This window comes from Streptomyces sp. NBC_00009 (genome assembly GCF_045040855.1).
GTDB lineage: Bacteria > Actinomycetota > Actinomycetes > Streptomycetales > Streptomycetaceae > Streptomyces > Streptomyces aureus.
The window spans coordinates 3,102,994-3,122,817 of the sequence record NZ_CP108312.1 but is presented as its reverse complement, the minus strand read 5'-3'; the positions used below and the strand labels follow the sequence as shown (position 1 = coordinate 3,122,817).

Here is a 19,824-nt window from a genome sequence, read left to right as displayed (position 1 = left end):
ATCGGGGCGGTCACAACTGCGTGACCGGAGTGGATCCGGAGGCGTCCCGCACGGTAGGCATGGGGGCATGAGTAACAACGGGGGACCCGCCTACGGCCCGAACGATCCGACGAGCTTCGGACTCCGGCCGCCGCAGCAGCCGCACACGCCCCAGCAGGGGAACCCGTACGCCCAGGAGCCCCCGGCGCCGCAGCAGCCCCGCACCGCGTATCCCCAGCCGCAGTCCCCGCACCAGCCGCAGCCACCGCATCAGCCCCCGCACCAGCCGCCGCCCACCCAGGTCGTGCCGCCGCGGCAGAGTACGGAGCCCGAGCCGGGCGCGGGGCGCCTCATCGGCGGGCGCTACCGGCTCCTGAGCAAGCTCGGGCACGGCGGCATGGGCACCGTGTGGCGGGCCAAGGACGAGACGGTGGACCGTGAGGTGGCGGTCAAGGAGCCCCGCGTCCCCGACCATCTGCCGGCGCGCGAGCGCACCACCGTCTTCGAGCGGATGCGGCGCGAGGCGCGTGCGGCGGCCCGGCTCGACCATCCGGCCGTGGTCAACGTCCACGATGTCGCCGTCGAGGACGGACAGCCGTGGATCGTCATGGAGTTCGTGCAGGGGCGCACGCTCGGTGACGCGCTCCAGGAGGGCACGCTCGGCGCCCGCGAGGCTGCCAGGATCGGCCTCGAAGTGCTCGGCGCCCTTGAGGCCGCGCACGCCGCGGGCGTCCTGCACCGCGACGTGAAGCCCGACAACGTGATGCTGGGCCGCCACGACCGTGTGGTCCTCACCGACTTCGGCATCGCCCAGATCGAGGGCGAGACCAATCTGACGGACACCGGCGGCTTCGTCGGTTCGCCCGAGTTCATCGCCCCGGAGCGCGTCCTCGGGCAGCGCCCGGGCCCCGCGTCCGATCTGTGGTCCCTCGGCGTCGTCCTGTACGCGGCGACGGAGGGCGTCTCGCCGTTCCGCCGCAGCAACACGCCGGCGACGCTCCAGTCCGTGATCAACGCGACCCCGGCGGCGCCCGCCGCGGCCCAGGGCCCGCTCGCCGAGGCCATCAACGGTCTGCTCGCCAAGGACCCGGCCCACCGTCCGAACGCGGCGCGCGTCCGTGACCTCCTGGAGCGCGCGGCCAACCCGCCGCAGCAGCCGCCCACCCAGGTCGTCCAGCTCGCGGGCCCCGGCGGCAAGGGCGTCAGCCTCAGCCGCAAGGCGCTGCTCGGCGTCGGCGCGGCGGTCGTGGCGGCGGCGGTGGTGGCGTACCTGGTGCTCGCGAACCCGTTCGCGGGGCCGCTGCCGGACGGGTGGCAGGACCATCGGGAGAAGACGGTCGCGGCGACGTTCGCGGCGCCGCCGGAGTACGTCAGATTCGTGGCGGACAACAGCATCATCAAGACCGATCACTGGGTTTCCTACCGGGATCCGAGCTACGCGGTCTCCATCACCCTCTCGCTCAAGAAGAAGTCCGAGGACAGCGCGAACGGGATCGCGAGCTCCGCGTCCGCGCAGGCCTACAAGGACTCCGACGAGATCAACAAGGGTGACAACACGAAGATGGCGGACAAGCCCGTTCCGCACAGCAGGACCGCCAAGACCACGTACAACGACCGTGAGTCCGCCGAGAACACCATCACCTACACGGATGACAGCGATTCCGACGCGCCCAAGCCGCGCGAGGCGAAGGTCTTCTACTACAAGACCCGGTCGGGCGACATGTACCAGCTGTGGATCGACTACCCGGGCAAGGGCGACTTCACCGAGCGCGGGCGTGAGGTGGCGAAGGCGGCGATCGCCAACCTCGACATCGACAAAGTCTGATCGGCGAGCATCGACGTACATCGACGAACTCCGGGCGAAGCCCCTGACAACGCGCTGATCAGGGGCTTTGTTGCCAGCGATCGCTGGCGGCGTGTGAGTGCTTGGTGAAACCTCGTTACCCGTGGGTACCCAAAACGTTGACGGGCGCTTACGCTCGCGCCATGACGGACTCGCAGGCCATCTCCAAGGACCGTACGGACAAGACCGGTACGAACCCGGTCGCCCCCGCCCCGCAGGGCGCGCGCACCGCGGCCGACGTGGTGACGCCCGAGCTGGTCGCCCAGCTCACCAAGGGTGTGGCCGGCTCGGGCCGCACCGCCAACCACACGCCGTTCACCGGCGAGAAGCTGGCGGACCTGCCCGAGTCCACGCCCGAGGACGTCACGAAGGCCTTCGAGCGGGCCCGCGCCGCGCAGGCGGTCTGGGCGAAGGTGCCCGCGCGGCAGCGCGCCGCCGTGCTGCTCCGCTTCCACGACCTGGTGCTCGCCCGCCAGGCCGAGGTCCTCGACCTGATCCAGCTGGAGACCGGCAAGGCGCGCCTGCACGCGCACGAAGAGGTCCAGGCCGTCGCCGTCGCGGCCCGCCACTACGGCCGCAAGGCCCCCGCCTATCTGAAGCCGAAGCGGCACACGGGCGCCGTTCCGACCCTCACCAAGGTCACCGAGCTGCGCCAGCCGCGCGGTGTCGTGGGCCAGATCGCGCCCTGGAACTACCCGTTCGAGCTGTCGGTCGGCGACGCGCTCCCGGCGTTCGTGTCCGGCAACGCCGTCGTCATGAAGCCCGACACGGAGACCTGCCTGACGGCGCTGTGGGCGCGCGACCTGCTCATCGAGGCGGGGCTGCCCGCCGAGGTCTTCCAGGTCGTCCTCGGTGAAGGCCCGGTCGTGGGGCCCGAGTTGGTCAAGCACGCCGACTACGTCTCGTTCACCGGCTCCACCCGCACGGGCCGCGAGGTCGCCCAGGGCGCCGCCGCGCGCCTCGTCGGCGTCTCGCTCGAACTCGGCGGCAAGAACGCGATGCTGGTCCTCGAGGACGCCGACATCGACAAGGCGGCGGCCGGCGCGGTCCGCGCCTGCTTCTCCTCCGCGGGCCAGCTCTGCATCTCCATCGAGCGGCTCTACGTCCACGAGTCGATCGCCGACGCGTTCGTCGAGCGGTTCGGCGCGCGCACCAAAGCGATGCGCCTGGGCAAGTCCCTCGCGTACGGCGCGGACATGGGATCCCTGGTCGGCGAGCGGCAGTTGGAGACGGTGACGCGGCACGTCGACGAGGCGGTCGCCAAGGGTGCGAAGCTCGTGGCCGGTGGCGTCGCGCGCCCCGACATCGGCCCGTACTTCTTCGAGCCGACCATCCTCGACGGCGTCGAGGCGCCGATGGCCGTCTGCAGCGAGGAGACCTTCGGCCCGGTCGTCTCCATCTACCGCTTCACGGACGAGGACGAGGTCATCGGCCTCGCCAACGGGACGCCGTACGGCCTGAATTCCTCAGTCTGGACGAAGGACGCGAAGCGCGGCCACGACGTCGCCTCCCGGCTGCGCACCGGCACGGTGAACATCAACGAGGGCTACGCGCCCGCGTACGGCAGCGTTCAGTCGCCGATGGGCGGCATGAAGGACTCGGGTCTCGGCCGCCGCCACGGCTCCGAGGGCATCCTCAAGTACACCGAGGCGCAGACCGTCGCGCACCAGCGGATCATGCCGATGGCGCCGTCGTTCGGGATGGACGACGAGAAGTACGCCGCGTTCATGAGCCGCAGCCTGAAGGCGATGAAGACCTTCCGTCTTCGTTAGAGCACCACCCGTTCTCAACGAGGAGAGCCAGTGTCACAGGAGAACTCTGCCCGGAGTGAAGCCGGGAGCGCCGACGACGCCGCGTACGACTACGACGTCCTGGTCATCGGATCCGGGTTCGGCGGCTCCGTGTCCGCCCTGCGCCTGACCGAGAAGGGCTACCGCGTCGGCGTGCTCGAAGCGGGCCGCCGCTTCGAGCCCGGCACGCTGCCCAAGAACTCCTGGGACCTCAAGAACTACCTGTGGGCGCCCAAGTTCGGCATGTACGGCATCCAGCGCATCCACCTGCTCGGCAACGTGATGGTCCTCGCCGGGGCGGGCGTCGGCGGTGGCTCGCTGAACTACGCCAACACCCTCTACGTGCCCCCGAAGCCCTTCTTCGAGGACCCGCAGTGGAAGGACATCACCGACTGGCAGGACGAGCTGAAGCCGTACTACGACCAGGCGCAGCGCATGCTGGGCGTGCGGCTCAACCCGACCATGACCCCCGCCGACGTCCACCTCAAGGCGGCGGCCCAGGACATGGGCATCGGCGACACGTTCCACATGGCGCCGGTGGGTGTCTTCTTCGGTGACGGCAAGGACGCCTGCGGCGAGGACGGGGCCGGCTCGGCGAAGGCCGCGCCCGGCACGCAGGTCGACGACCCGTACTTCGGGGGCGCGGGCCCGGCCCGCAAGGCGTGCACCGAGTGCGGCGAGTGCATGACGGGCTGCCGCCACGGCGCGAAGAACACCCTCAACGAGAACTACCTGTACCTCGCCGAGAAGGCGGGCGCGGTCGTGCACCCGATGACGACGGTGGTCTCCGTCACCGACGACTCGCAGGGCGGCTACGCGGTCGCGACGCTCCCGACGGACGACAGGAAGAAGGGCGCGGGCCGTACGTTCAAGGCCCGGCGCGTCATCGTCGCGGCCGGCACGTACGGCACGCAGACCCTGTTGCACCGCATGAAGTCCGGCGGCCAACTCCCGTATCTGTCCGCCAGGTTGGGCGAGCTGACGCGCACGAACTCCGAGGCGCTCGTCGGCGCCCAGACCAACAACCGCCGTTACAAGAAGCGTCACGGCAAGCCCAAGGTCGACTTCACTCAGGGCGTCGCGATCACGTCCTCGATCCACCCGGACGAGAACACGCACATCGAGCCGGTCCGCTACGGCAAGGGCTCGAACGCGATGGGCGGCATGACGATCCTCCAGGTCCCGTACGCGCAGGGCTCGTCCCGTGTGGCCGGGTGGCTCGCCAACGTGGCCAAGCACCCGACGCTGCTGGCGCGTTCGCTCTCCAACCACCGCTGGTCCGAGCGGACCATCATCGGCCTGGTCATGCAGTCCCTCGACAACTCGCTGACGACGTATCTGAAGCCGGACGGCGTCGGCAAGGGCCTGCTCACGGCCGAGCAGGGCCATGGCGCGCCCAACCCCAAGCAGATCAAGGCCGCCGTGGACGCCGCGTCCACGATCGCCGCCGAGATCAACGGCTTCGCCGGCTCGAACATCGGCGAGCTGATGGGCACCCCGCTGACCGCGCACTTCCTGGGCGGCTGCCCGATCGGGGACTCCCCGGAGACGGGCGTCATCGACCCGTACCACCGCGTCTACGGGCACCCGGGCATCTCGGTCGTCGACGGCGCCGCGGTCACGGCGAACCTGGGCGTGAACCCGTCCCTGACCATCACGGCGCAGGCCGAGCGCGCGATGTCGTACTGGCCCAACAAGGGCGAGGAGGACCCGCGTCCGGCGCAGGGCGTGGCGTACGCGCGGCTGTCCGCGGTCGCGCCGAAGAACCCGGCGGTCCCGGAGGACGCGTTCGGCGCGCTGAAGCTGCCGTTCCTGGGGATGCCGGCGGTCCCGCCGAAGAAGTAGCCGTCACCTGTAGACCCGCCTATAGAAACGCGAAAGGACCTGCGCCCCCCTCCGAGCGCAGGTCCTTCTCGTGTGCGTAGTACGCCCCTAGGGGGTGTTACGCGGCAGCGCCGGCCTTGCGGCGACGCACGGCGAAGACGGCACCGGCACCGGCCACGACGGCGACGCCGCCGATGAGGCCGATGGTCGGGACCATGGAGGACGAACCGGTCTCCGCGAGGCTGCCGGTCACCTCCTGGGTGTTGTTGTCGTTCGGCTTCTCGGACGGCATCGGAACCTTGCCGCCTTCCTGCGGCTTGGTGCCGTCGGTGGGCGTGCCCGGCTTCACGATCTCGATGACGTAGCTGGCGGCGCTGTCGCTGATGCAGTCCAGCTCGTCGTCGTTGTAGAAGCCGCCGCCGATGGTCAGGCCGGAGCCGATCGGGGCGCTGGCCTTCACGTTCAGGCGCAGCTGGTAGTTGGTGGAGTGGCCGGCCTTGATGCCCGACAGGTCAAGGAAGCCGAACGAGTGGCCCTCGCCGTCGTCGATGTCGACCCAGGTGCCGTCGACCTTCGCCTGGAGGTGGACCTGGCTCGTCCTGAACGCGTTCTCGGCGTTCTCGTCGTTCGGGCCGACACCCGCGTAGAAGATGGCCTCGTCGAGGTCCGACTTCGTCGGGTTCTTCACGTTCAGCGTGAAGTTGTGCCAGCCGCTGCCCGCCGCGATCTTGCCGGGCAGGCCGTTGAGCGAGACGGCCAGCTTGGACTCGTAGTCCTTGTTGTCCTCCTCGCAGATGCCGGTCGGCTCGGACGGGTCGTCGCTCGGCGTCTCGGACGCGGACGGCGACGGCGTGGTCGAGCCGGTCGGCTTGACGCCCTGGGACTCGCCGGCGGCGGGAGTCGTGTCGCCCGCGGCGGGCGTGGTGCTGGTGCCCTCCGCCGGGGTGGTGCTCGCGGTCTCCGAGGGGGTCGTGGTCTCGGGGGCCGGCGTGGTGGTCTCGGGGGCCGGGCTGCTCGTCTCGTCGGAAACCGCGGCGGGAGCGGCGGGCGACTCCCCGTCCGCGAACGCGACCGGGGCCGACAGGAGCGCGATCGGGGCTATGGCAGCCGTCGCGGCCGCTGCGGCCAGGGCACGGCGAAGCTTCATGAAGACCTCGGAAAGTCCGGTGTACTGCTGCGGCGCAGTACGAGCTGGGAGGCCTCCGCGTTGTGGGGTCGCGGGTGTGGCCGTTGGTTCCGCAGATGTGACCGGCCACTGGCCGAAAAGGTTGCCCTTGAACTAACGCCACTCTTATGTGAGGTGGGTCACTGACAGGCGCGTACAACCTTTGTGGTGATTTCCGATCGTTACGCAAAGCGCTGGTAAAGCAGGGCGGTGGCGGGCTTGGATGACGGCTCGGCGCGGCCCGACGCGTGGCGCCGTGCCGTGGATACCGAAGGTGGGAATGTGAAGTCAGGTGTGAGGCGTGCCGTAGCGGCCGCCGCCGTGGTCGCGGCGCTGGGTGTGACGACGGCGTGCGGGGGGTCCTCCGAGACCACCGACGACGCCAAGAAGCCGGCCGCTTCGGAGAAGACCTCGGCGTCGGCGAAGCCCGCCGAGGAGGGCGCGAAGGCGCTCACCGCGGCCGAGCTCGAGAACGCCGTCGTCGCCGCGGGCGACGTCAAGGGCTACAAGGTCGAGAAGGTGGGCAAGAACGACCTGCCGCCGACCGAGAGCGTCCCCGCGAAGCCGGCCGCGTGCCAGCCGCTCGCCGACATGTTCATGTTCTCGACCCGGCCGACGGCGAAGGACCGGGTCGTGCGCACGCTCATGGCGACGGACGAGCTCGACCCCAAGGTGACCTCGCTCGCGCTGCTCGCGCACGACGGCGCCGACGCCGCCGAGGTCATGAAGGGCCTGCGCACGGCCTCGAAGAACTGCACCGCGTACGAGCACGTCGACTACAAGTACAGCGGCGTCAAGGAGCGGCCCGCGCCCGACGCGGGCGACGAGGCGGTCTCGTACGACCTGAAGGGCGTCATCGACGGCGACAAGGTCCCGATGACCTTCATCGTGGTGCGCAGCGGCTCGACGGTCGTGGCCTTCTACACCATGAACATGCTGGACTCGAGCAAGACCGACGTGCCGCAGGTGATCGTCGACGCGCAGCTCGCGAAGCTGGAGAAGGCCGCCTGATCCGCACGGTCCGGACCGGCTTGTGAGCACAGCGAAGGGCCCCGCGGACGCGTCCGCGGGGCCCTTCGCCTTCAGCACCGACGTCAGGGCGGCGTCGGTGCCGGGGAGCGGCGCCGGGGGGTTGCGCCGCTGGTGCGGGTCTGCCAGGGGTCGCCACCCCGGCGCGCGGTGGCGCGCGGATGGGGCGGACCTGCGGCAATTCACTTGTGCAGCCCGGGACTTGGGGCTTTGTGGGGTGTGGGGGTTCCTACGCATCGTGCTCGCGGGTCTGTCGTGCGCGCAACCGTTTCGACCGACCGTTTCGACCACAGGGGCGAAGGGGTTCTGCTGGGAGGCCGACCGGCCCCGGGCGTCCCCGGGACCGGCCGTTCTCTTGGGTGACCGGGCTGCTGTCCCCTGCCGTCCGGTCACAAACGCTGGAGCGAGGTCCCACGACGTACGGCATGGATCCCTACGTCTCATCGCTCCAGCGGAGCCACGCGTGGATTGAGCGGGCCCGCCCCTGGCTGGCACGGACATCGGGACCAACGAAGGGTGCCGCGCACCGGTCACGCGCCGTACGGGTGAGAGCGGATACGAACGTGGGTGCGTCGCGTAGGCCTCAGACCCGGCCGCGGCACAGCTCCAGGAGCGTCATCGCGAGGCCGGTGCCGGGCTTGCCGAGGGCGTCCCTGTAGTGGCCGAGGACCTCCAGCTCGCGGGCCAGGTTCACGCGGCGCCCGCCCGAGGTGATCCGCGCCTCCTGGATGACGGCCGAGACGGCCATCCGTTCCTGGATCAGGCCGATGATGCGGTCGTCGAGCGCGTCGATGCGCTCGCGGGCACCGGTGATCACGTCGGCGGCCTCGGAGGTGCGGGCGCCGGTCTTCTCGGCGGTGTCCATGGCTGTGGTGGTCATGGCGGCGGTGGTCATGGCGTTGGTGGTGGCAGTCATCCTGGGGCTCCTCGTCGTATGGGGACGGGTGTCCCGGAGCGGCAAGGACCGGATACGACAGAGCGCCCCGGGCCTTGTCGGCCCGGGGCGCCCGGTAAGTCGCTTGTCAGGTGATCAAGCAGCTCGACCATGGCAGCCGGCGGGCCGGTTGCCATAGGTAAAGAGGAAGTCGATGCGGTGCTTGGTCACAGGGCCAGTATGCCCCGGCCCGAGTGGCCCCGGCCACCGCGTCCGTGGGATGAGACGAAGAGTCTCCTCGCGGGCCCGTTAGAATCGACAAAACAGACCCCTGCTCGTGTTCCACCGCCGGAAGGCCGCCGCCGTGCCATCAGCGTCCCCCGCTGCCGCCCCTGACACCGTTCTGGTCGTCGACTTTGGTGCGCAGTACGCCCAGCTCATCGCCCGCCGCGTCCGCGAGGCCCGCGTCTACAGCGAGATCGTGCCGAGCACCATGCCGGTCGAGGAGATGCTCGCCAAGAACCCGAAGGGGATCATCCTCTCCGGCGGCCCCTCGTCCGTGTATGCGGAGGGCGCCCCGCGCCTGGACCGCGCCATCTTCGAGGCCGGCGTCCCCGTCTTCGGCATGTGCTACGGCTTCCAGCTGATGGCCACGACCCTCGGCGGCACCGTCGACGACAACGGCGCCCGTGAGTACGGCCGCACGCCGCTGTCCGTCTCCCGCCCCGGCTCCACCCTCTTCGAGGGCACCCCGACCGAGCAGCCCGTGTGGATGTCGCACGGCGACGCCTGCTCGGCCGCGCCCGAGGGCTTCACCGTCACCGCGTCCACGGACGTCGTGCCGGTCGCGGCCTTCGAGAACGACGCGAAGAAGCTGTACGGCGTGCAGTACCACCCCGAGGTCATGCACTCCACGCACGGCCAGCAGGTCCTCGAGCACTTCCTGTACCGGGGCGCCGGCATCGAGCCGACCTGGACCACGGGCAACGTGATCGAGGAGCAGGTCGCCGCGATCCGCGAGCAGGTCGGCACCAAGCGCGCGATCTGCGGCCTGTCCGGCGGCGTCGACTCCGCGGTGGCCGCGGCCCTCGTGCAGAAGGCCATCGGATCCCAGCTGACCTGCGTGTACGTCGACCACGGCCTGATGCGCAAGGGTGAGACCGAGCAGGTCGAGAAGGAGTTCGTCGCCTCGACCGGCGCGAACCTGAAGGTCGTCGACGCGAGCCAGCGCTTCCTCGACGCGCTGGCCGGCGTCTCCGACCCGGAGACCAAGCGGAAGATCATCGGCCGCGAGTTCATCCGTGTCTTCGAGCAGGCGCAGGCGGAGATCGTCGCCGAGGGTGCGGCCGACGGCGAGGACGTCGCGTTCCTCGTCCAGGGCACGCTCTACCCGGACGTCGTCGAGTCCGGCGGCGGCACCGGCACGGCGAACATCAAGTCCCACCACAACGTGGGCGGCCTCCCCGAGGACCTGGAGTTCGCGCTCGTCGAGCCGCTGCGCCAGCTCTTCAAGGACGAGGTCCGCATGGTCGGCGCCGAGCTCGGCCTGCCGGACGACATCGTCCAGCGCCAGCCGTTCCCGGGCCCCGGCCTCGGCATCCGCATCGTCGGTGAGGTCACCAAGGACCGGCTCGACCTGCTGCGCGAGGCCGACGCCATCGCCCGCGAGGAGCTGACGGCGGCCGGTCTCGACCGTGACATCTGGCAGTGCCCGGTCGTCCTGCTCGCGGACGTGCGCTCCGTCGGTGTCCAGGGCGACGGCCGCACCTACGGCCACCCGATCGTCCTGCGCCCCGTTTCCTCCGAGGACGCCATGACGGCGGACTGGACGCGCATGCCGTACGACGTCCTGGCGAAGATCTCGACCCGCATCACGAACGAGGTCGCGGACGTCAACCGCGTCGTGCTCGACGTGACGAGCAAGCCGCCGGGCACCATCGAGTGGGAGTAGTCGCTCCCCGACACCGTGTGTGAAGGCGCCGCCCACTGCTGCATGCAGGGGGCGGCGCCTTCGCGTGTGCCCTTGGCGTGCCGCGGGGCTCAGGTGCGCTTGGCGGTGCGTACCGGCTCGCCCGGCTTCCACACCTGTACGACCAGGTATTTGTCGTCCTCGATGAACGTGCGGGTGACCTCGGTCAGCTCGGTGCGGAAGAGGTGGAAGTCGTCCGGGTCGGGCACCTGGACCGAGTCCGTGTACGAGGCGATGACCTCGGGGTCCTCGACGAGCAGCGCGCGGCCCGAGATCCGTACGTCCCCGCCGCCCATGCCGGTGCCGCCGCCCGGGTTGGCCTGGATGGCGAAGCGCGGATCCCGGAGCAGATCGCGGGCCTTGAGCGAGCCCGGCATCATGCCGAGCCAGAACTCCCCGTGCAGGAACCGCACCTCCAGTCCGCTCGTGCGCGGCGAACCGTCCCTGCGGAGGGTCGCCAGGATGTGGTGCTGGAACTGACCGAAGCGCTCCTCGACCGTCTTGGCGAGGTCCGGTTCGGCCGCGGTGAATGTGGCCCAGTTCGACGTCATGCGTCGAGTCTGGCGCGGATACCCGACACCTCCTGTCCGGTATGAGCGGCAGTTCGGCGCACTCTCTTCACCGCCCGCCTCTGTCCTCCTGTGCTCCCCGGAGGTAACTTCCGCTCCATGTCCACGCACACGCCCCCGCCGGTACCCACCGAACACCTCCAGTTCGCGATGCCCCCCATCCATGACTCCCCGGCCGACGAGCGCCGGCACCGCAAGGAGCGGCTCGCGGGCGCGCTGCGCATCTTCGGGCGCCTCGGCTACGAGGACGGGGTGTCGGGGCACATCACGGCGCGGGACCCGGAGTACGACGACTGCTACTGGGTGAACCCGTTCGGGATGCCGTTCAAGCACGTCACCGTGTCCGACCTGGTCCTCGCCAATGGGGACGGGCAGGTCGTCGAGGGCCGCCGCCATGTGAACCAGGCCGCGTTCACCGTCCACGCCCAGGTCCACCGGGCGCGGCCCGACGTGGTCGCCGTCGCGCACTGCCACTCGCTGCACGGGCGGGCCCTGTCCACGCTGGGCGAGCTGATCGACCCGATCACCCAGGAGGCGTGCGCCTTCTACGAGGACCACGCGCTGCTCGACGAGTACACCGGCGTGGCCGTGGACCCGGACGAGGGGCGGCGGATCGCGGCCGCGCTCGGCTCGTACAAGGCACTCATCCTGCGCAACCACGGGCTGCTCACCGTGGGCGACTCCGTCGACTCGGCCGCGTGGTGGTTCCTGTCGATGGAGCGCTCCTGCCAGGTGCAGCTCGCCGCGCGGGCCGCGGGCCGCCCGATCCTGATCGACCACCGCCAGGCCGTGGCCTCGCGGGAACAGCTGGGCGGTGACCTGGTCGCGTGGATCAACCATCAGCCCCTGTGGCAGGACATCAGCAGCGCGGAGCCGGATCTGCTGTCCTGAGCGATGGGCTGTGGCGTCTTGAGCGGGGCTGTGGCCTCGGGGGTCAACGCGGGTGTTCACCGTTCACCCCCTCTGACCGGACCTGGCGGCCCTGGACGGCCTTGCGTACGGCACAATTCCCAGTCATTACACGGAAGTTGACGCGCGGCCGTTCGGGTCGGGCGGGCTCCGGATGGGAAGGCGGGCGTACCGGGTGGCGGTCCAGGAGGCGCGAGAGGGAACGCACAGCGGGGGCTGCACCTGCGGCGACTGCCCGCACGGGGCGCGCGAAGGGCACCGCAGGGCCGTGGCCGCGTTCCTCGCGAAGCGGGACGAACTGGCGGCCGGACAGGGGCTGCCCGCCGCTGTCGCGCACTCGGCGGGCGCGTCCCGCCAGTGGGTCTCGGACGAGCTGACGCAGTCCGCGCGGGACATGGCCGATCGCGGGCGCGCCGAGGGCGACGCGTGGCTCGCCGGGCTGTGGCCGCGCACCGTCGGCGTGGTGTGGGGCGGGTGTGCGCTGCTCCTGATCGTGCAGGCGCTCACGGCGATCGGCGCGGGCTGGACGACGGCACGCACGGCCGGGCTGCTGGCGGCGGTCGTCGTGGGCGGCCTCCTGACCGGCGCGGCCTACGTCCACCGGGCGGCCGGCGGGGTACTCGCCCCGGTCGTCGGTGAGGACAACCGCCTGTCCACCTCCCGCGCCGTCGCCGCCTGCTGGGTCCTCGTCGTGGTCTACGCGGTCCTTGTCCTGGCGGGCGAACTGGCCGGCGCCTCCGGCCACCGCGAACGGGACGCGCTGATCTCGGGTCTTGAACTCGCCCGGGGAGCCGGGGTGGTGACCGTCCTCGCCGTCGTCTGCGGGGTCGCCGTCCTGGTGCGCCGGGTCGTGGGGCTGCGCGTGCTCGGCCAGCGCCTGCAGAAGGTGCGCGCGGACCGGCCGCGCGCCGCCGACCTGCTCACCGACGACTCAGGCCACGGCACCTTCGCCGACATCCAGTACGTGCTGATCTCGGCCGTCGCCCTGGTGTTCGTCGCGGTGCGCCTCGCCCGCCGCCCCGGACAGCTGCCGGATCTGCCCTGGGGACTTGCCCTGCTGGTCCTGGTCTCGGCGGCCACGTATCTCGCGGCCAAGTACGCGGAGGGCGGCCGGCCCGTGATCCTTTCGGTCGTGCGGTCCCGTGAGGCCGGGGACCTGGACGCGCCGATCCGCACCGGGGACGACATCGAGATCCGCGGGGCCGGCTTCGTGCCGCCCGGCGCGGCCACCGCGGACCGGCTCGCCCGCATGGTCGTCCGCATCGGACCCGTGCACGTCCATGTGCCTCTCGTCCCGGTGCAGGGCGGCTTCACCAACCCCACCGACTCGGCCCTGACGGTCCCGGTCCCCGTGGACGTCGAGCCGGGGCGGGTCGACGTCCAGGTCGTCACCGCGGCGGGCGTGGAGACGAACCGGTGCGCGATCGACGTTTCGGACTGAGCGCCCGCGTCCGGCCTGCGGCAATGACCAAACGTTACTGAGCAGTCGCGTCCACTCGTACGTATGGTCTGGGGACGGGCAATTTTGCGGGCACCGATGCGGGCGCGAGAGGCGGCGGACGGGCGATGGCTCATGGCATGCGGACGGACACCCATACCAGTTACGTCAACGGCAGGGGCAGCTGGCGGGACGACGCTCAACGGTTCGCACTCCTTCCCTTGCGGATCTTCCTCGGCGTCACCTTCATCTACGCGGGGCTCGACAAACTGACCAACAGCGCGTTCTTCCACGCCACCGGATCGGGGTCGATCGGTGAGCAGATGCGCGGCGTGCGTGACATCTCCGCCATCCCCGCCATGGTCGACCTGGCGCTCAAGAACCCGGCCGGCTTCGGCTACGCGATCGCCTTCGGTGAACTGGCCGTCGGCATCGGCACGTTGATCGGTCTGCTCGCCCGGCTCGCCGCGGTCGGCGGGATGCTGATCTCGCTGAGCCTGTGGCTGACGGTGAGCTGGGCGACCGAGCCCTATTACCTGGGCAACGATCTCGCTTACCTGATGGCGTGGCTGCCGCTCGTGCTTGCGGGGGCGTCGGTGTTCTCGGTGGATGCGATGCTTGCGGCTCGGCGCCGGGCCCGGGGTGGGCTGAGCTGACGGGATCCTTGTGCGTGGCGACGCGTCCTTTTCCTGGGGCGCGTGTCGTGGTTCGGCCGCGGGTCGGATGGGGCTGGGCGCGCAGTTCCCCGCGCCCCTTAGTGGGCGCCTCTCGCGCCCCTTATCGGGAGCCGGAATCCGTTACGCGGGGTCTTTGGCGGCGGCGGATTGCGTAGGTTGCCGTGCCTGCTGCTCCGGCCAGGAGCAGGCCGGCGGTGACTACAGGGATCACCGTGAACCACGGCAGCTCCCAGCTTCCCAGCGCGTCGCCCAGGTAGAGGGCTCCGGCCGCGGTCAGGAACAGGCCCGCGATCAGCTTTCCCGGCTGGAACTCATGACGTGGCACGGGCCACCTCCGCCTGTCCGACACCGACTTCGAGCCGCAGCTCGACCGTGCCGCCGTCCTTGCTGCCCACCGGCGGTGCGAGGGTCACCCTTTGCTCCTGTCCCGGACGGATGTCCACGTCCTGTGTCTTTTCGTCCGGCAGCCGGATGTCACCGACGCCCACCTCGGCCCGCAGCACGACCGTCGTGTCCTTCGGCACGATGACCTTGAGCTGCCCCGCCCCGACCTCCGCCCGCGTCGTCAGCGTCTTGCCCTTGCCGACGTCGATCCCGCTCAGATCCAGCGTGCCGACGCCCGTCCCGAGCTCGTATCCCGGCGCGACCTGGGCGACGGAGGCCGGGGTCCAGTTGGTGCGCACCCAGTGGGTGGTGATGTTGGAGGGGAGCACGGCCGACGCGGCGAGGAGCCCGGCCGTGATGACCGCGAGGACGATCGAGCCGGCGCCGGTCCGCCCGACGAAGGCGCTGAGCGCGATGCCCATGCCGAAGACGACGAGCGCGCACGCGAGGCCGGCCTGGAGAGCCGTGCCGAGCGGGTGGCCGTGCCACGTCGCGGCGGTGCCCGCGCAGCCCGCGGCCAGTGCGAGGAGGAACGTCCAGCCACCGATCCAGCGCGGCCCGCGCTGTTTGGGCGTTCGGCTTTCCGGACCATGGGAGGGGACGTCAGGGCCCCAGACCGTACGGTGCGCGTGCGCCGTGGGCTCGTAACGGATGTCGACGCCGCTGTCGGGCCCCCAGAAGTACCCGGTCCCGCCGACGTGCGTGCCGTCCTTGACTATCGGGTCCCGCCACCAGGATGGCGCCCCGGTGACGGGCGGCGCCTGGGCCTCGGGCGGCGCGTCGGCCACGGTCTGCGCGGCCAGGGGGTCGGGGTCGGCCGCTCCGCGCTGCTGGGACCAGTACCCCGCGCCCGCGAGGAGCAGGGCGAGGACGGCGGCGAATGTGAGCACCCCGCCGTTGTTCAGCATGGAGAGGAAGAGCCCGCAGCCGACGAGCGCGAAGAGCACGGCCGTCAGCGCCGGGCCGTCCACGCGGCCGGAGAGGAGCTTGCGCGCCTCGTTCTCCTCCTCGTCGTCGTACGGGACGAAGAGCCAGGCGAAGCCGTAGAAGATCAGGCCGAGCCCGCCGGTCGCGGCGAGCACGGCGAGGCCGATCCGGAAGATCACCGGATCCATGTCGCAGTGCCGGCCGAGGCCCGCGCACACCCCGCCCAGCGTCCCGTGCCGCCGGTCGCGCCGGAACTTGCCCGGCGGCGCGGGGACGCCGGGCTCCTGTCCCGGTGCGGGCGGCGCGGACGCACCGCCGGAGCCGCGCCCGGACGCCGCGTCCTGCGGCTGCCCGGCCTGCGCTCCCGTCGAGGCGTGCTGGTGATCTGTCATGCATCCATGGTGACGGGCGCAGGTCCGCCGCGGCAGTCGGGACGACCCTGGACGAACCCTGAAATCGCCCCTGACGGCGCTCGGGGCCGGGCCGGAGATCAGGGGAGTCTCCGGGCTCAACCCTGATGCCCGGGGTCCGCCCCACGTGTGACCATCAATGGCATGCCGGAAGCCGCAGCACCACCCGTTGACGTCCCGCGGCCGCCGCGCAAGCTCTACCGCTCCAGCGACGGACGCTGGCTCGGCGGAGTGGCGCGGGGGCTCGCCGGGCATCTCGGCCTGCCCGTGATCTGGGTGCGGCTGGTGTTCGTGGGCCTGTTCATGGCGGACGGCCTCGGCGCGCTCCTGTACGCGGCGTTCTGGTTCTTCGTCCCGCTCGGCGTCGGCGGCGTGGGCAGCGAGCGGCCCCCGGCCTTCACCACGGAGACGGCGCAGGACGGGCGGCGCCGACTCGTCGCCCGTAAGCCGGACAAGGGGCAGATCGTCGCGCTGCTCCTCATGGTCGTCGTGTCGATGGTGTTCGTCGGCAATGTGAATCTGGCGGGGAACGCGAAGGCGTATCTGTGGCCGACGCTCCTCGTCGGTGCGGGCGTGGCCCTCGTCTGGCGCCAGGCGGACAATGCGCGCCGGGCCCGCTGGATGGAGGCCGGGCGCCGCAAGCGCACGCTGAATCTGGCGCGGGCCGCGGCCGGTGTCGTACTCGTCGGGGCCGGGGTCACCGGGATCTTCGTGCTCCAGGGGTCGGCCGAGCACCTCGGCTCCATCCTTCAGGCCGCCCTCGCCGTCCTCGTCGGAATCGCACTCCTTGCCGGCCCCTATCTCGTGCGCATGACGCAGGATCTGTCCGAGGAGCGCCTCATGCGGATCCGCGCGCAGGAGCGCGCCGAGGTCGCGGCCCATGTCCACGACTCGGTGCTGCACACGCTCACGCTGATCCAGCGGAACGCGGAGAGTGCGAGCGAGGTACGGCGCCTGGCCCGTGCCCAGGAGCGCGACCTGCGGGCCTGGCTCTACAGACCGGAGGGGAACGGGAAGGACGAGGCGGAGGAGCCAGGCACGGTCGCGGAGGCGGTCAAACGCAGCGCGGCCGAGGTCGAGGACAAGCACGGAGTGCCCCTCGAAGTCGTGGTGGTCGGCGACTGCCCGCTCGACGACGGTCTCTCGGCACAGATGCAGGCCGCGCGGGAAGCGATGGTGAATGCCGCCAAGTACGGTGGCGAGGGCGGTGCGGTCCAGGTCTATGCCGAGGTCGAGGAGGAGACGGTGTTCGTGTCCGTACGCGACCGGGGCCCCGGCTTCGACCTCGACTCGATTCCCGTGGACCGGATGGGCGTACGAGAATCGATCATCGGCCGGATGGAGCGCAACGGCGGCACGGCGCGGCTGCGCGCGGTGCCGGACGGTGGCACGGAGGTCGAACTGACCATGAAGAGGGCGGAGAAGACCCCATGAGTGACGAGCAGGTCAAGCCTGATGCGACCGCGGCGAGCGCGCCGGAGACGGAGCCGGTCGGCCGTCACGCACGCGTGGTCCTTGTCGACGACCACCGGATGTTCCGCACCGGCGTCCAGGCGGAGATCGGCCGCACGGAGACGACGGGCGTCGAGGTGGTCGGCGAAGCCGCGGACGTGGACCAGGCGGTCACGGTCATCACGGCCACGCGCCCCGAGGTCGTCCTCCTCGACGTGCACCTTCCCGGAGGCGGCGGCGTCGAAGTCCTGCGCCGCTGCGCCCCGTTGATGGCGGCCGCCGACAACCCGGTCCGCTTCCTGGCCCTTTCCGTCTCGGACGCGGCGGAGGATGTCATCGGCGTCATCCGCGGCGGCGCCCGCGGGTACGTCACCAAGACGATCACCGGCACGGACCTGGTCGACTCGATCTTCCGCGTCCAGGACGGCGACGCGGTCTTCTCGCCGCGCCTCGCGGGCTTCGTCCTCGACGCGTTCGCTTCGACGGACGCTCCGCCGGTCGACGAGGACCTCGACCGTCTGACGCAGCGCGAGCGCGAGGTCCTGCGCCTCATCGCCCGCGGCTACGCGTACAAGGAGATCGCCAAGCAGCTGTTCATCTCCGTCAAGACGGTCGAGTCCCATGTCTCGGCGGTCCTGAGAAAGCTCCAGCTGTCGAACCGCCATGAGCTGACCCGGTGGGCTACGGCGCGGCGCCTGGTGTGACGGTCCGGGGACCGGGGGCGCGCCGTCAGCGGTGCGCGCCGCCCCGTGCCGGCGCCGGGCTCAGCCTCCGCACCGCCCAGCGGTAGTGGCCCAGCGCCTTCCTGATGCCGATGAGGCCCGTCAGCCACATGAAGAGCCCCGCGCCCATCCCGAAGGCGACGTCTCCGTACGTGTCCCGTCCCGGCTCTGCGGTGGCGGCGGCTCCGAGGGATGCCCACAGGCCGAGCGCGCACAGCACGACGGACGACAGGAGCCAGACGGTGCTGACGCCGGGGGAGCGCAGGCGGGCGTCGGACGCCGGGTCGCTGTCCAAGGCGAGCCAGGCGTCAGTGAGTTCGCGTATCTTCCGGTCGCGGCGTATGCCGAGGGCGACGCCGATCACCGAAGGAACCAGCGCGCCCAGGCCGAGGATCGCGAAGACGGGGCCCATGACGAAGACCAGCGGATCCTCGTCCTCGAACAGCTGGATCACCAGGGACAGCAGGGCCCAGCCGACCACGGCGCCCGCCCCGCACAGCCACAGCAGCAGGAGCCGTCCCACCCCGAGATGCCTCTTCCGCAGCTCGTCGAGGGCCATGCCGCGGTCGGTGAGCAGCGTCTGCCGGTCCGGCCACGTACGGAGTTGGACAGGGGGCGGAGGCGGCGGCAGCGCACGGCTAGGCATGAGCCTGACAGTACCGGGGGCGCCGCACCGGCTCACGCCACCCGCGTAGCCCCCGCAAAGGGCATCTGGTCGATCGGGGCGATGCGGACCGGGGCGCTCGGGTTCGGGGCGTGGATCATTTTGCCGTTGCCGATGTAGAGGCCCACGTGGCTGATGCCCGAGTAGAAGAACACCAGGTCACCCGGCTGCAGTTGGGAGCGCGGGATGCGCGGGCCCGCGTTGATCTGGGAGTACGTGGTGCGCGGCAGGGAGATGCCCGCGGAGCGGTACGCGGCCTGGGTGAGGCCGGAGCAGTCGAAGGCGTTCGGGCCCGTGGCGCCCCACACATAGGGGCTGCCGAGGGCGCTGTAGGCGTAGGCGATGGCCGCCGCCGTGCGGGAGTCCGGGGCCTTGGGCAGGGCGCCGGACGGCATGTCGCGGGAGGAGTCCGAGCGGGAGGCGCGGCCGGCCGCGCCGGTGTCGCCGGCGCCCGCTCCGACGCCGGTGCGCTCGGCCGCCGGAAGCTGGTCGAGCAGACGCTTCGCCTCGGCCAGCTTCCCGGTGACCGCCTTCTTCTGCTTCTTCAGCTCGCCCTGCCGCTTGCGCAGCTCGGTGAGCCGGCCGTCCGCCTCGGCGCGCAGCTGGTCGATCTGCCGCAGCTCCCGCTGCACGCGTCCGACCGCGGAGGCCTGCCGGGTGCCGAGCCGGTCGGCGAGCGCCGCGTTGTCGAGGTACCGGGCGGGGTCGGAGGACAGGACGAGCTGGACCGCCGGGTCGAGGGCGCCGGTGCGGTACTGCGCGGCGGCGGCCGAACCGAGCGCCTCACGCTGGGTGTTGAGCCGGTCCGTCCTGCGGGCCGCCTCGTCACGCAGGGAGCCGAGCTTCTTCTCGGCCTTGTCCGCCTTCTCCTTGGCGCCGTTGTACTTCTCGGTGGCCTTCTCGGCCTCCTGGTAGAGCCGGTCGACCTTCGCCTTCACCTGACTCGGGGTGAGCCGGGGGTCCGCGTGCGCCGCGCCGTCCAGGGCGGTGGCGGTCGCCGCGGAGGCGAGAGCGAGGGTCGCCGCGGTGCGGGCCGTGGGGCCGGTGAGCGAGCGCTGTCGGGGCTTGCGGTGCGCTGCCGACACGAGGGGCACGTCCTTCCGGTACGTACTGCTTACGCGTCCGGCGGCGGCCCGCACAGGGGGAGCGGGCCGCCGCCGGACCTTTCTCGGCGGTAGGTGCCCGACTACCGCCCCTGA

17 protein-coding genes are annotated in these 19,824 nt (G+C 71.2%); 10 read left to right on the top strand and 7 right to left on the bottom strand.

Features of this window, described 5'->3' with window-relative positions; all coding sequences use genetic code 11:
• The first annotated feature begins 67 nt into the window (after window positions 1-67).
• From OHA58_RS13815 to OHA58_RS13805, 3 genes are all read left to right on the top strand, one after another.
• On the top strand, window positions 68-1,804 hold the full coding sequence (locus tag OHA58_RS13815; RefSeq protein ID WP_405478976.1) for a serine/threonine-protein kinase: 1,737 nt from the start codon (window positions 68-70) through the stop codon (window positions 1,802-1,804).
• A 161-nt stretch (window positions 1,805-1,965) separates the two neighbouring features.
• The gene (locus tag OHA58_RS13810) at window positions 1,966-3,594 is read left to right on the top strand and encodes a succinic semialdehyde dehydrogenase (protein WP_405478975.1); all 1,629 of its coding nucleotides are present in this window, start codon (window positions 1,966-1,968) and stop codon (window positions 3,592-3,594) included.
• A gap of 30 nt (window positions 3,595-3,624) precedes the next feature.
• Window positions 3,625-5,457 (top strand): GMC oxidoreductase, encoded by a 1,833-nt coding sequence (locus OHA58_RS13805; protein WP_405478974.1) that lies wholly within the window; start codon window positions 3,625-3,627, stop codon window positions 5,455-5,457.
• A gap of 97 nt (window positions 5,458-5,554) precedes the next feature.
• Here the strand turns inward: OHA58_RS13805 and OHA58_RS13800 are convergent, their stop codons facing one another.
• Window positions 5,555-6,583 (bottom strand): LAETG motif-containing sortase-dependent surface protein, encoded by a 1,029-nt coding sequence (locus OHA58_RS13800; RefSeq protein ID WP_405478973.1) that lies wholly within the window; start codon window positions 6,581-6,583, stop codon window positions 5,555-5,557.
• Between the two features lie 300 nt (window positions 6,584-6,883).
• On the opposite strand from OHA58_RS13800, the gene OHA58_RS13795 reads away from it, so the two are divergent.
• Window positions 6,884-7,612, top strand: a complete 729-nt coding sequence (locus OHA58_RS13795; protein ID WP_405478972.1) for a hypothetical protein — start codon at window positions 6,884-6,886, stop codon at window positions 7,610-7,612.
• A 601-nt stretch (window positions 7,613-8,213) separates the two neighbouring features.
• On the opposite strand, the gene OHA58_RS13790 is transcribed toward OHA58_RS13795, so the two are convergent.
• Complete coding sequence (locus tag OHA58_RS13790) at window positions 8,214-8,546, bottom strand: chorismate mutase (protein ID WP_405478971.1); 333 nt, start codon at window positions 8,544-8,546, stop codon at window positions 8,214-8,216.
• 322 nt (window positions 8,547-8,868) lie between these two features.
• On the opposite strand from OHA58_RS13790, the gene guaA reads away from it, so the two are divergent.
• A complete protein-coding gene (gene guaA / locus OHA58_RS13785; RefSeq protein WP_405478970.1) occupies window positions 8,869-10,455 on the top strand; it encodes a glutamine-hydrolyzing GMP synthase in 1,587 nt (528 codons plus the stop codon).
• A gap of 89 nt (window positions 10,456-10,544) precedes the next feature.
• On the opposite strand, the gene OHA58_RS13780 is transcribed toward guaA, so the two are convergent.
• Window positions 10,545-11,024, bottom strand: a complete 480-nt coding sequence (locus OHA58_RS13780; protein ID WP_405478969.1) for a pyridoxamine 5'-phosphate oxidase family protein — start codon at window positions 11,022-11,024, stop codon at window positions 10,545-10,547.
• A 117-nt stretch (window positions 11,025-11,141) separates the two neighbouring features.
• On the opposite strand from OHA58_RS13780, the gene OHA58_RS13775 reads away from it, so the two are divergent.
• From OHA58_RS13775 to OHA58_RS13765, 3 genes are all read left to right on the top strand, one after another.
• The gene (locus OHA58_RS13775; protein WP_405478968.1) at window positions 11,142-11,933 is read left to right on the top strand and encodes a class II aldolase/adducin family protein; all 792 of its coding nucleotides are present in this window, start codon (window positions 11,142-11,144) and stop codon (window positions 11,931-11,933) included.
• 193 nt (window positions 11,934-12,126) lie between these two features.
• Window positions 12,127-13,392 (top strand): hypothetical protein, encoded by a 1,266-nt coding sequence (locus OHA58_RS13770; protein WP_405478967.1) that lies wholly within the window; start codon window positions 12,127-12,129, stop codon window positions 13,390-13,392.
• Between the two features lie 125 nt (window positions 13,393-13,517).
• Window positions 13,518-14,045, top strand: a complete 528-nt coding sequence (locus OHA58_RS13765) for a DoxX family protein (protein ID WP_405478966.1) — start codon at window positions 13,518-13,520, stop codon at window positions 14,043-14,045.
• Between the two features lie 121 nt (window positions 14,046-14,166).
• Here OHA58_RS13765 and OHA58_RS13760 read toward each other — a convergent pair whose 3' ends face one another.
• On the bottom strand, window positions 14,167-14,391 hold the full coding sequence (locus OHA58_RS13760; protein WP_405478965.1) for a hypothetical protein: 225 nt from the start codon (window positions 14,389-14,391) through the stop codon (window positions 14,167-14,169).
• On the bottom strand, window positions 14,378-15,769 hold the full coding sequence (locus tag OHA58_RS13755; protein WP_405478964.1) for a PspC domain-containing protein: 1,392 nt from the start codon (window positions 15,767-15,769) through the stop codon (window positions 14,378-14,380). The genes OHA58_RS13760 and OHA58_RS13755 overlap by 14 nt, the downstream gene beginning before the upstream one ends.
• A gap of 162 nt (window positions 15,770-15,931) precedes the next feature.
• Between OHA58_RS13755 and OHA58_RS13750 the strand changes: the two genes are divergently transcribed.
• Both OHA58_RS13750 and OHA58_RS13745 read left to right on the top strand, forming a co-directional pair.
• Window positions 15,932-17,221, top strand: a complete 1,290-nt coding sequence (locus OHA58_RS13750; protein ID WP_405478963.1) for a PspC domain-containing protein — start codon at window positions 15,932-15,934, stop codon at window positions 17,219-17,221.
• Entirely contained in the window at window positions 17,218-17,943 is a 726-nt protein-coding gene (locus OHA58_RS13745) for a response regulator transcription factor (protein ID WP_266561056.1), read from the top strand. Before OHA58_RS13750 ends, OHA58_RS13745 begins: the two co-directional genes overlap by 4 nt.
• Before the next feature lie 25 nt (window positions 17,944-17,968).
• Here the strand turns inward: OHA58_RS13745 and OHA58_RS13740 are convergent, their stop codons facing one another.
• Window positions 17,969-18,607 (bottom strand): hypothetical protein, encoded by a 639-nt coding sequence (locus tag OHA58_RS13740; protein ID WP_405478962.1) that lies wholly within the window; start codon window positions 18,605-18,607, stop codon window positions 17,969-17,971.
• A gap of 32 nt (window positions 18,608-18,639) precedes the next feature.
• A complete protein-coding gene (locus OHA58_RS13735; protein ID WP_405478961.1) occupies window positions 18,640-19,710 on the bottom strand; it encodes an NlpC/P60 family protein in 1,071 nt (356 codons plus the stop codon).
• Between the last annotated feature and the right edge of the window lie 114 nt (window positions 19,711-19,824).

Excerpts from the sequence above, each read along its gene's own strand:
- OHA58_RS13815 (WP_405478976.1), top strand. The coding sequence starts at position 68 with ATGAGTAACAACGGGGGACCCGCCTACGGCCCGAACGATCCGACGAGC.
- OHA58_RS13810 (WP_405478975.1), top strand. The coding sequence starts at position 1,966 with ATGACGGACTCGCAGGCCATCTCCAAGGACCGTACGGACAAGACCGGT.
- OHA58_RS13800 (WP_405478973.1), bottom strand. The coding sequence starts at position 6,583 with ATGAAGCTTCGCCGTGCCCTGGCCGCAGCGGCCGCGACGGCTGCCATA.
- OHA58_RS13790 (WP_405478971.1), bottom strand. The coding sequence starts at position 8,546 with ATGACTGCCACCACCAACGCCATGACCACCGCCGCCATGACCACCACA.
- OHA58_RS13780 (WP_405478969.1), bottom strand. The coding sequence starts at position 11,024 with ATGACGTCGAACTGGGCCACATTCACCGCGGCCGAACCGGACCTCGCC.
- OHA58_RS13775 (WP_405478968.1), top strand. The coding sequence starts at position 11,142 with ATGTCCACGCACACGCCCCCGCCGGTACCCACCGAACACCTCCAGTTC.
- OHA58_RS13765 (WP_405478966.1), top strand. The coding sequence starts at position 13,518 with ATGGCTCATGGCATGCGGACGGACACCCATACCAGTTACGTCAACGGC.
- OHA58_RS13755 (WP_405478964.1), bottom strand. The coding sequence starts at position 15,769 with ATGACAGATCACCAGCACGCCTCGACGGGAGCGCAGGCCGGGCAGCCG.
- OHA58_RS13750 (WP_405478963.1), top strand. The coding sequence starts at position 15,932 with ATGCCGGAAGCCGCAGCACCACCCGTTGACGTCCCGCGGCCGCCGCGC.
- OHA58_RS13745 (WP_266561056.1), top strand. The coding sequence starts at position 17,218 with ATGAGTGACGAGCAGGTCAAGCCTGATGCGACCGCGGCGAGCGCGCCG.
- OHA58_RS13740 (WP_405478962.1), bottom strand. The coding sequence starts at position 18,607 with ATGCCTAGCCGTGCGCTGCCGCCGCCTCCGCCCCCTGTCCAACTCCGT.